The sequence below is a fragment of the Streptomyces sp. S3(2020) genome (genome assembly GCF_013044505.1).
GTDB lineage: Bacteria > Actinomycetota > Actinomycetes > Streptomycetales > Streptomycetaceae > Streptomyces.
Genome location: NZ_JABERD010000272.1, coordinates 1 through 11,275, shown reverse-complemented (window position 1 = coordinate 11,275; position 11,275 = coordinate 1). Strand labels below are relative to the sequence as shown.

At 71.2% G+C, this 11,275-nt stretch carries 6 protein-coding genes and 1 pseudogene; 4 read left to right on the top strand and 3 right to left on the bottom strand.

Annotated features, from left to right (window positions below; all coding sequences use genetic code 11):
* Nucleotides 1-2,435 (top strand): annotated as a pseudogene (locus HLK59_RS44120) (AfsR/SARP family transcriptional regulator); the annotation flags it as partial.
* Here the strand turns inward: HLK59_RS44120 and HLK59_RS44115 are convergent.
* Together HLK59_RS44115 and HLK59_RS44110 are read right to left on the bottom strand one after the other, a co-directional pair.
* Nucleotides 2,422-4,167 carry a sigma-70 family RNA polymerase sigma factor gene (locus tag HLK59_RS44115; protein ID WP_171147306.1) on the bottom strand — a complete coding sequence of 582 codons (1,746 nt, stop codon included), beginning with the start codon at nt 4,165-4,167 and terminating at the stop codon, nt 2,422-2,424. The pseudogene HLK59_RS44120 and the gene HLK59_RS44115 sit on opposite strands and share 14 nt — an antisense overlap.
* 280 nt (nt 4,168-4,447) lie before the next feature.
* Entirely contained in the window at nt 4,448-5,209 is a 762-nt protein-coding gene (locus HLK59_RS44110; RefSeq protein ID WP_171147305.1) for a TetR/AcrR family transcriptional regulator, read from the bottom strand.
* A 377-nt stretch (nt 5,210-5,586) separates the two neighbouring features.
* Here HLK59_RS44110 and HLK59_RS44105 point away from each other — a divergent pair, with 377 nt between their 5' ends.
* Entirely contained in the window at nt 5,587-6,966 is a 1,380-nt protein-coding gene (locus HLK59_RS44105; protein WP_171147307.1) for an NAD(P)/FAD-dependent oxidoreductase, read from the top strand.
* 173 nt (nt 6,967-7,139) lie between these two features.
* Nucleotides 7,140-8,780, top strand: a complete 1,641-nt coding sequence (locus HLK59_RS44100; protein WP_171147304.1) for a SpoIIE family protein phosphatase — start codon at nt 7,140-7,142, stop codon at nt 8,778-8,780.
* 77 nt (nt 8,781-8,857) lie between these two features.
* Here the strand turns inward: HLK59_RS44100 and HLK59_RS44095 are convergent, their stop codons facing one another.
* On the bottom strand, nt 8,858-10,114 hold the full coding sequence (locus HLK59_RS44095) for an MFS transporter (protein WP_171147303.1): 1,257 nt from the start codon (nt 10,112-10,114) through the stop codon (nt 8,858-8,860).
* 153 nt (nt 10,115-10,267) lie between these two features.
* Between HLK59_RS44095 and HLK59_RS44090 the strand changes: the two genes are divergently transcribed.
* Nucleotides 10,268-10,828: a MarR family transcriptional regulator gene (locus HLK59_RS44090; protein ID WP_171147302.1), complete on the top strand. Its 561-nt coding sequence runs from the start codon at nt 10,268-10,270 to the stop codon at nt 10,826-10,828.
* Nucleotides 10,829-11,275: the final 447 nt, after the last annotated feature.

Genomic DNA, 11,275 nt, shown 5'->3' with positions numbered 1-11,275 from the left:
CTGGCGCCGCTCGACCGGCCGGAGGCGGTGCCTGGGGCGGTGGTCAGCGCGCTCGGGCTACGGGAGACCAAGCTGATCACCACCGAACTGACGGACCGGCAGGACGACCCGCTCGCCCTGCTCGTCGAGTACTGCGCCCTGCGCAGCCAACTCCTGATCCTTGACAACTGCGAACATGTCATCGAAGCGGCCGCCCACCTCGCCGAGACCCTCCTGACCCGCTGCCCCGGGCTCACGATCCTCGCGACCAGCCGTGAACCCCTGGGCGTCCCCGGCGAGTCCGTGCGCCCGGTCGAGCCCCTCCTCCCCGACCAGGCCCACCACCTCTTCACCGAGCGCGCGACGGCGGTCCGCCCCGACGCGGACGTCGTCCTCCGCGACACCGAGGCCGTCACCGAGATCTGCCGCCGCCTCGACGGACTGCCGCTCGCCATCGAGCTCGCGGCGGCGAGGCTGCGGCTGCTCACCCCGCGCCAGATCGCCGACCGCCTCGACGACCGCTTCCGCCTCCTCACCTCCGGAAGCCGCACGGTCCTGCCCCGCCAGCAGACCCTGCGCGCGGTCGTCGACTGGTCCTGGGACCTGCTCGACGAGCGGGAGCGGACGGTGCTGCGCGAGGCGTCCGTGTTCGCGGGCGGCTGGGACCTCGCCGCCGCGGAGGCCGTGTGCACCGGCCCCGCCGCCGAGCTGATCGGGGCGCTCGTCGACAAGTCCCTGATCGTCGCCGCCCCGTACGGGCGGTCCGGCGGCGACTCCATGCGCTACCGCATGCTGGAGACGATCCACGAGTACGCGGTCGAACGCGCCGCCGAGGCCCCGCACGCCCGGGCCGACGCCCTGCGCAGGCACCGCACCTGGGCGCGCGCCCTCGTCGCGGAGGCCGAGCCCGAGCTGCGCTCCGTCGGCCAGCTCCCGTGGATCACCCGCCTGGAGACCGAGCTGGACAACATCCGCGCGGCCCTCCACCGCGCGGTCGAGGCCGGCGACGAGGCGGAGGCCGGCGCCCTGGCCGTCGCGATGACCTGGTTCTGGTGGCTGCGGAACTACCGCAGGGAGGGCGCGGACTGGACCGGCCAGGTGCTGCGGCTGGGCGCGACCCTCGACGCGGCCGGGGGCACGCTCCCGACGGAGCCGGACGCGGTGTGCTCCCTGATGACGTCCCTGGACCCCGTCGACGCTTTTCTCGCCGACCCGGACGGCGAGACGGACCACCCCCTGCACGCCCTGCGGATGGACCTCAGGATGCTGCATCTCTTCCTCATGGCCGAGGTCGAGCCGCCCCTGGACGGGCTGGACGAGCGGATGCACCGCTACGTGGCACGGATCCGGGACCACTTCGGGAGCGGCGGCCCCCAGGCGGCCCGGCTCCCCGGCCTCGCCTGGCCGGTGACGGTCTTCCTCCACCCCGCCCCGAGGGAGGACGCCCAGCCCGTCCTGGACAGGGCGGTCGCCAACTGCCGTGCCCACGGCGGCGACTGGGAGACCGGCGTCGTCCTGATGTTCCGCGCGCACATGATCGTCGACTCCCCGGGCGGCATGCCCGGCATCGACGGCGACCTGGCGGAGCTGCGGGTGCTGAGCCGACGGGTCGGCGACCGCTGGCTGCGGGCCCAGGTGTGCAGCGCCGCGGGCGAGGCGGCCATGGCACGCGGCCGCTTCGAGGAGGCCAAGGGGGGGAGTACGAGGAAGCCCTGCGGCTCGCCCACGAAGTGGGGGCCCACACCGAGCGGCCGTTCCTCCTCGCCCGGCTCGCCGAGATCGCCTACCGCGCGGGCGACCGTACGACGGCACTGGCCACACTGGACGAGGCGAGTGCCGCTGCCGAGCGGTACGCCGTCGCGGACTCCCGGGCGTTCGTGCTGCTCCAGCGGGCTCTGATGGCGCTGGACGAGAAGGACATCGACCGCGCGCGCGACCTGTACGAAGAGGCGCGCGACGCCATCGGGCGGGCGACGCCGCCACCGCAGTTCAAAGTGATGCTGCTGTCGGTCGACGCCATGGTGGCGGTGGCCGTGTCCGGTCCCGCGACCGCTCTGCCCAAGCTGGCCGAAGCGCTCAGGACGGCGATCGAGACGCGTTGCTCCGACGCGATGAAGGCGGCGCTCGCCGACGGTACGGCGGACCTGATGTCCCGCCTCGGCGACCATCCGCGTGCCGCCCGCCTGCTCGCCGCGGCCGCCCGCTGGCGTGACGGCCACCCGCGCCCCATGCCGGAGGGAGCGGACGCCGAACGGGCCGAGGCCGACGCCCGCGCGGCCCTCGGCGACGAGCGCTACGCGGCGGAGTGCGCCAAGGGTTCGGTTCTCACCCCGGACGACGTCCTCGGCGAACTCGACGAGGCTCTGCGCGCCCTGCCCACCGCACCGAACCCCGCCGTCCCGAACTCTGCCGCACCGAACCCCGCCGTCCCGAACCCGACCACTACGAGCACCTGAACTTCGACTCCGCCCAGTCCGCGAGCGCCAGGTCGTCGAAGGAGCTGTGCGGCTCCACGACCAGCCGTACGGTCTCGCGTCCCGCGAGGTTCACATGGACCGGCACCGCCGCGTCCCCGCCCTCGACCAGCCCGGACTTCCACAGCTGCACCCCGTCCGCGTAGACGGAGAAGTAGACCTTGCCGAGCCCCAGCGCCATGTCGTCCACGCCGGCCATCGCGTCGTAGGAGGTGCACTCGCGGTTGAGGTCGATGGTGACGGAGGACCGGCCGTGCACGGTGACGCCGTGCTCGTACCGTGTGCCGCCGACCGAGACGCCGTACCGCTGCCACACCCAGCTGCTCTCGGCGATCCGCATCTCGGGCTCGGAGCCGTCGCCGTTGACGTCGTACGCCAACTCGCTCCACTGGTAGACGGCCGGCGCGGGCGCGTGCTCCTTCTTGGGGGGCTTGGGCGTGTTCTCGGCGGGCTCCACCACCGGTGTGGTCCTGGGGGGCTGGGCCTCGGGCTTGTTGTCGACCGGCTTGTCGTTGCCGGACAGGGCGAGCGCCACCACGACACCGGCCGCGACCAGCGCACCGGCCGCGATTCCGACCTTCACCGGCATGCCCACGCCCTCCGAGGCCGCCGCACCGCCGCCCGCGGCCGCGCCGCCCGACGAGCCACCGCTCGCCGCCGCCACACCCGCGACACCCGCCGCACCCGCTCCCGTGCCACCGGCGATGAGCGCGGCGACCTTGGCGTACCCGGCGGCACCGAACCAGCCGATGACCGCGACCGGCACGACGGCGGGGATGCTGCTCGCGACCTCCGAGATCTGGGCGGCCGCGAGGCGGCACTTGGCGCACTCCTCCAGGTGCTTGCGCAACCCGCGTTCGGCACGGGTGCGCAGCCGGCCGCGGGCGTAGGTGCCGAGCTGGTCGGCGTAGCGGGCGCACTCCTCGTCGTCGGCCAGCGAGGCGCTGACGTGGGCCTGGAGATAGGCCTGCTTGAGGCCCTCGCGGGCGCGGCTGGCGAGCACGCGCGTGCCGTTGGCGTCGAGCCCGAAGAGCGTGGCGACGTCGCTCGGCGACTCGTCCTCGACCTCGGTGTGCCACAGCACGGCCTGCCAGCGCTCGGGCAGCGAGCGGAAGGCCTGCATGGCCATGGACTGCTCGGCCTCGTGCATGGCGCGCACATCGGCGCCCAGGTCCAGTGTGTCGTCGTCGGAGACCTCGGTCACGCGCGCGGACTGCGCGGCGAACACCGCGAAGTCGTCGACTAGTTGTTCCCGTTTGGCTGACTTCGTCCAGTTAGCGGCCACGCGCCGGACCGTCGTCAGGAGATACGCGCGTACGGCGTACTCGGGGCCCGAGCCGCCGCGCACCGCCTGGAGCATCCGGGCGAAGACCTCGGCGGTGAGGTCGTCCGCGGTGTGGGCGTCGCGACAGCAGGTGCGGGCGTACCGGCGGACCGCGTCCGCGTGGCGCCGGTACAGCTCCTCGTAGGCGGTGTCGTCGCCCGAGCGCATCCGGCCGATCAGGTCGGCGTCACCGGGCGGCAGCTCGATCGGCGGCGGCAGCACGCTGTCCTCGCGGCGGTCGCGCTGGGTCGGGACGCTGCCCTCCATCGGGTCACCGCCGACCGGCGGGCGGCCCGCCCGGCCGCCCTGGCTCGGCACCTGGGGCGACGCCAGGCCGCCGGCCTCCGCGTCACCCTCGCCCTGTGACTCGTCCCGCCCGTCAACGCCCATCGCGGAAAGCCCCCGCCGCCTGCCCACCAGTCACCAGCACCGGGTCAGCGTGCCATATTGGCTTTTGGTCAGGACCCGGCAGTGCGGGGCTACCACTCGTCCGTGGGGATCTGCCGCACCGCAGTACTAGCCGTCACCCATCCGGGGAAGGCTCAACTGACGTGTCCTGAAAGGAAGTTGGGGACATGCCGGGAAAGCCGGGCATGCGAACGAGGCGCGGGCGGCGCAGCACCCACACCCCGTCGTCACCTGATCGGGGCACCACGTCAAACGGCCTTTACTACGGACGCGACCGCAGACCCTCCAGCAGGATGTCCAGCAGCCGCGCCGAGGCCGCCGCCTGCTGCGCCGCATCCGGCAGCGAGGGCGCCGCCGTCGCGATCACCAGCAGCACGTCCGACACCGACACATCGGCCCGCAGCTCACCCGCCGTCCGAGCCCGCTCCACGAGCTGACCCACCACGTCGAGCAGCGCCGCCGCCCCGGAGTCGTCCTCGGCCGCGTTCCCCGAGTCCTCCGGGACCAGACGCAGCTCACCCGAGCCGGACTGCGTCCGCTGCTGCGGCACCCGCGCCTCGTCGTACCCGGCACCGTCGTCGTGCTCGTCGGACACCCCGACCCGCAGCACCTGCGGCGGCAGCAGCCGCCCGGCACCCGAGGCCACCGACGTCCGCAGGAAGCGCGACAGCGCCGACCACGGCTCGTCCTCCTGACCGAGCGCCGTACGCGCCTGGTCCGTCAGCCGGGAGGTCTCCTCCTCGGCTATCCGGCGCACCAGGACGTCCTTGCTCGGGAAGCGCCGGTACACCGTGCCGACACCGACCCGCGCGCGCCGCGCCACGTCCTCCATCGGCGCGCCGTACCCCAGCTCGCCGAAGACCTCGCGTGCCGCACGCAGCACGTGCTCCAGATTGCGCTGTGCGTCCACGCGCAGCGGCGTCGAACGCGAAGCGTCGCGCCCGTTCCCCACCGCCGCGCTCATCGCCCCGCCACCGGTTCCGATGCCAGACGCGGAAGCCCAATGAGAGTCCTGAACATGCATAAGCGATCCCCCGGTAATGACGTCTCCCCCCGGAGACTCTCCCCGCCACTGAAAGCCGGAGCGTTATGGGGAACAAACCGCCACACGGACCGCCCGTCGCGGATCCGATGAGTGCATCCCCCTACACCCCGTCGACACACGAACATAGTTGAGAGGGGGTCAATTCAGAAGGGGCAGGTTCCGCACGGAGCGCCCCCCGATCGGAGTACGGGTCGTATACGTCCCGATTGCACCCCCTCAAGACCCCCGGCGCACACCCGCTGACCTGCAAACCTTCCCCGTACGCCGTCGATTCGGCCAACCCCGCCCGCGCGAAACGGGCGGTCACACAAATTGCCGGGGCTGTGGACAAACTCAAGCGCCGGGTGCGTCATGGGGTGGTGAAGGAACGCGCGCGCATTCTCGTTGTCGGCGGCGGCTACGTCGGGATGTACACGGCCCTGCGTCTTCAGCGGAAGTTGAAACAGGAACTGAGGCGCGGCGACGTCGAGATCACGGTCGTCACCCCCGATCCGTACATGACCTATCAACCGTTCCTTCCCGAAGCGGCCGCCGGCTCCATCTCCCCCCGCCATGTGGTCGTCCCCCTGCGCCGCGTCCTGGACCAGTGCCACGTCGTCATCGGCGAGGCCACCGCCATCGACCACGCCAAACGCACCGCGACCGTGACCACCCTCGCCACCGAGGAGGAAGGAACGGGCGCCCGGCAGCTGACGTACGACGAACTCGTCCTCGCCCCCGGTTCGATCTCCCGCACCCTGCCCATCCCCGGCCTCGCCGACCACGCCATCGGCTTCAAGACCGTCGAGGAGGCCATCGGCCTGCGCAACCACGTGATCGAGCAGATGGACATCGCCTCCTCCACCCGCGACCCCGCGATCCGCGACGCGGCCCTCACCTTCGTCTTCGTCGGCGGCGGCTACGCGGGCGTGGAGGCGCTCGGCGAACTCGAGGACATGGCCCGCTACACCGCGCGGTACTACCACAACGTCCAGCCCGACGACATGAAGTGGATCCTCGTGGAGGCCTCCGACCGCATCCTCCCCGAGGTCGGCGAGGAGATGGGCCGCTACACCGTCACCGAACTGCGCCGCCGCAACATCGACGTACGCCTGAACACCCGCCTCGAATCCTGCGCCGACCGCGTGGCCGTCCTCAGCGACGGCGCCCGCTTCCCGACCCGTACGGTCGTGTGGACCGCCGGCGTCAAACCCCACCCGATCCTCGCCGCCAGCGACCTCCCGCTCACGGACCGAGGTCGGCTGAAATGCACCCCCCAGCTCACCGTCGAGGGCGCCACGCACGCGTGGGCGGCCGGAGACGCCGCCGGCGTCCCCGATGTGACGGCCGCCGAACCCGGCAGGGAGACCGCTCCCAACGCCCAGCACGCGGTACGCCAGGCCAAGGTCCTCGGCGACAACATCGTGCACGCGCTGCGCGGCGAGGAACTGGAGACGTACTCCCACAAGTACGTCGGCTCGGTGGCCTCCCTGGGCCTCCACAAAGGTGTCGCACACGTCTACGGACGCAAGCTGAAGGGCTACCCTGCCTGGTTCATGCACCGCGTCTACCACCTCAGCAGGGTGCCCACCTTCAACCGCAAGGCCCGCGTCCTGGCCGAATGGACGCTGTCCGGGCTCTTCAAAAGGGAGATCGTCTCGCTGGGTTCCCTCGAACATCCCCGAGCGGAGTTCGAACTCGCGGCCGGTGGAAAGCCTCCTCAGGACCCCACGAACGACCCGAAGGGGTCGTCCTGACCGGACCCAGGAACTCCACCGGCGGGGTAGGCGTCTGACGGATGTCGACCCGGTCGGCCACACTGCCACACTGATGCCCGACCCAGGACGGGTGGACGCCCGCTCCCCGCACCCATGAGGACCCCAGGCCGGGTCCGGAGCCGGCCGAAGACGACGACACGAGGCAAGGATTCGTGAACTTCACGCGCTGGAGCGCCCGGCTCCCCGGAACACAGCGCCGCGCCGCAGCGCGGACCGACCACCCGGTCACCCCCGACCGACTCGGGGAGGGCGCCGTACCCGCTGCCCGCGCCGAACGACCCACCGACGAAGCACCGCCCGTGCCCGCCGTCGACGAACTCCCCGTGCGCGAGGTACTCGACCGCGTCCCGGCCCTCGTCGCCCTCGTCCACGGCACCGACCACCGCCTCGCCTACGTCAACGACGCCTACATGACGGCCTTCGGCCCCCGAGACCCCGGCGCCCCCGCCCGCGAAGCCCTCCCGGAGCTCGACGAGATCGGTCTCCTCCCCCTCCTCGACCAGGTCCTCCGTAGCGGCAAACCCCGCACGGTCAAGTCCCGCAAGGCCCCCGACGGCCGCTCCTACACCTTCACCTGCACCCCGGTGACGGAGGGCGACACCGGCGGCGTCCTCGTCTTCGCGACGGACGTCACCGACCACGCCGAAGCCGCCGAACGCCTCAGAGCCAGCGAACGCCGCCAGCGCGAGACGGCCGTGACCCTCCAGCGCTCCCTGCTCCCCCAGGTCCTGGAGGAACCCGACGACCTCCGCATCGCCGCCACCTACCTGCCCGGCGGCACCGAGGCCGCGGTCGGCGGCGACTGGTACGACGTCATCACCCTCGGCGGCGGCCGCACCGCCCTCGTCATCGGCGACGTCATGGGCCGAGGCGTGCGCGCGGCAGCGGTCATGGGCCAATTGCGTACGGCGGTCAGGGCATACGCCCGCCTGGACCTCCCCCCGCACGAGATCCTCCAGCTCCTCGACGGCCTCGCCGCGGAGATCGACGCCAACCAGATCGCCACCTGCGTCTACGCCATCCACGACCCGAACGAGGGCCGACTGGTGTACGCCAGCGCCGGCCACCTCCCGATCCTCGTCCGCGACGAGAGCGGGGCGGTGCTGCGCGCCGACGAACCGACAGGCCCCCCGCTCGGCACCGGCGGCTGGATGCACGCGTCGGGCTCCATCCCGCTCGGCCCCGGCTCCACGGCCGTCCTCTACACGGACGGCCTGGTCGAACGCCGGGACGAAGACCTGGACGAGGGAATCGCCTCCCTGGAGCGCGCCCTGTCCGGCGCGACCGGCACACCCCAGGTCGTCTGCGACCGCCTCGTCCGCTCGGCCGGCGTCACCGCCGACCACGACGACGACGTGGCCGTCCTGGTCCTCCAGCACCCCGCCCGCACAGGCCCCGACAGCGACCTCTTCCGCAACGCCGCGCTGGAACTCCTCGGCGGCATCGAGGCGGCTCCACGCGCGCGTGCGTTCGCCTCCGGCGTGCTCACCAGCTGGCGGTTCCCGGCGGAGCTGCATGACCTGGGGGTGCTCGCGGCGAGCGAGCTGGTCGCGAACTCGCTTCAGCACGGGACGCCGCCGATGCGGCTGCGCCTACGCAGGACCGACCGCCGACTGATCATCGAGGTCACGGACGGCGACGATCATCTGCCCCGGCGCCGGCGGGCGGAACCGGGGGACGAGTCGGGTCGGGGTATCGCGATCGTGGCGACGATTGCCTCGAACTGGGGCTCTCGTCGGACACCGGGCGGCGGGAAGGCCGTCTGGTGCGAGTTCGTGCTGCCCAAGGAGTAGCGGCTCGGGGCGCGTGGGCGGCTACGGGTGCGATGTGGCTGATCGCGCAGTTCCCCGCGCGCCTGACGGCGTTGCCGTCAGGCGGCGATCGATTCCACTCTTGCTCCACCCTGCGCCACCACACGGCTCTTCGCTCGCCACGGGTGGTCCTGGACCGGAGTCAGCTGACGGCCCAGCTTCAGCGCCAGGTAGGTGATCCCCACCGAGAAGAGCAGGAACGTCACGATGTACGGCCCGTGCAGCGCCGCGCCCATCGGGCCGCCCACCGCCGGGCCGACCGCCAGGGCCAGCTGCTTGACCAGGGCGAAAGCCGAGTTGTATTGACCCGCCATCCCGCTCGGCGCGAGATCGGCGACCAGAGGAGCGACGGTCGGGGACAGCATCGCCTCGCCCAGCCCGAAGAGGGCGTACGTCGAGACGAACGCGGCCGTGGCCATGGCCTGGCTGGTGTGGCCGAGGCCGGCGTAACCGGCGGTGATCCACGCGACGGCCCAGATGATGCCGACCGCGGCGATCACCCGGGAGCGCCGACGCCGCTCGACGAACTTCAGCACGGCGAACTGCGCGATGACGATCATCGCGGTGTTGGCGGCCAGGGCCGACCCCAGCGCGGAGGTGGAGATCCCGGCGGCCTCGACGCCGTACGCCGCCAGGCCCGACTCGAACTGGCCGTAGCAGGCGAAGAACAGCACGAAGCCCAGGACGCACAGCTGCACCATGGCCCGGTTCCCCAGAAGCTGCTTCCAGCTGCCCTTGGTCGAACCGGCGGGCGCGCCTCCGATCTGCGGCGAGTGCGGCATCCGTACGGTCGCCATCACCACGGCCAGCAGCAGGAACATCGCCGCCTCGATCGCGAAGAGAACGGTGAAGGAGGAGACCTTCGTCGTGTCGACGAGGTGACCGCCGATGAGACCACCGACACCCAGCCCGAGGTTCTGAAGGAAGAACTGGGTCGCGAAGGCACGGGAGCGGGTCTCGGACGTGGAGCAGTCCACGATCATCGTGGCGAGCGCCGGCTGCATCACGGCCTGCCCGGCGCCCAGCGCGGCCGCCGACAGCAGGACGGTCGTCGCATTGCCAGCGAGCCCCAGGCTCAGCGCGCCGATCGCGGCGGTGACCAGGGCGACGAGCAGCACCGGAAGCGGGCCGCGCCGCACGATCGCCCGGCCGGCGAACGGCAGCACGATCAGCGCGGCCACGGCGAAGACGGCGAGGACGAGCCCCGCCGTCATGGCTCCAAGGCCCCGCACCTGCGCCACATAGACGTACAGGTAGGGGACGGTGAAGCCGAGCCCGAACGCGCTGAGTGCGTTACCCACGTGAATCCGGCGCATCGCTGCGCCCATCGCCCTGGTCACGTTCACCTCAATCAGGTAGTTGGAGTCCCTCAGTACTTAGAACCGAAGACTTCAAAGCTAAAGTTAGAAGCTAAACAGTACACCTAGAAGAACTTCAACGCCAAGCAGCCCCATGCGATACTTCGGCCCATGGGTGACACCCCCGGCAGCATCGGCATCGGCAGTGAGCCGACCCTCGAAGAGCAGATCGCCGCCTACCAGCGCGAGTTCCGGGACCTCGACCCCCAGGTCGAGCAGATCGTCTCGGCGCTGTCCCGGCTGAACCGCCGTATGAACGTCGCCTACGGCCGTCAGACCTCCGCCCTCGGCATCAGCAACGCGGAGTGGGAGGTCCTCAAGGCCCTCGTCCTCTCCGGCGCCCCCTATCGGATGGGTCCCGGCGACCTCGCCAAGCGCCTCGGCCTGACGCCGGCCGCCATGACCCACCGCATCGACCGGATGGTCGCCGAGGGTCTGGTCACCAGGGAACGGGACGAGTCCAACCGTGTCCGCGTCATCGTGGAGCTGACGGACGAGGGGCGCGAGAAGTGGTTGGAGGCCATGCGCATGGCCTCCGTCTTCGAGGAGGACCTCCTCCAGGACCTCTCCCCAGGGGAGCGGACCAGCCTCGGCGATGTCCTCACCCGTCTCCTGCGCCGGGTGGAGCACGCCCAGCCGGACGCCGGTGGCCGACTCAGCGACCTGGACTGACGCGTCACCCGAAAAGATCTTGACAGGGAGCGGTTGACAGCCCCCTCCACGATCCGTAAAGTTCTTCGGGTTGCCGCAGAGCCGTAACGGTTCTTCGACAGCACCTCCCGCCGCATCAGCGGCACACAAACCATCAGCACGATCTCCCAACGGGATCGAATTCGGCGTGCCCGAATTCAATTCGATTTGGGTTCGGCAGCTCGATTAGGAACTGCCGAGAGGATCCGCTAGGGTTTGAGACGTCGGAACGGCCCAACAGCCGGGAAGGCAAGCCCCTCTGACTGGGAGTCAGGCCCGAAGGGATCTGATAGAGTCGGAATCGCCGGAAAGGGAAACGCGAAAGCGGAAACCTGGAAAGCACCGAGGAAATCGGAACCGGAAACGGTCTGATAGAGTCGGAAACGCAAGACCGAAGGGAAAAGCCCGGAGGAAAGCCCGAGAGGGTGA

Coding starts and splice junctions, on each gene's coding strand:
- HLK59_RS44115 (WP_171147306.1), bottom strand. CDS start 4,167: ATGGGCGTTGACGGGCGGGACGAGTCACAGGGCGAGGGTGACGCGGAG.
- HLK59_RS44090 (WP_171147302.1), top strand. CDS start 10,268: ATGGGTGACACCCCCGGCAGCATCGGCATCGGCAGTGAGCCGACCCTC.
- HLK59_RS44095 (WP_171147303.1), bottom strand. CDS start 10,114: ATGCGCCGGATTCACGTGGGTAACGCACTCAGCGCGTTCGGGCTCGGC.
- HLK59_RS44110 (WP_171147305.1), bottom strand. CDS start 5,209: ATGCATGTTCAGGACTCTCATTGGGCTTCCGCGTCTGGCATCGGAACC.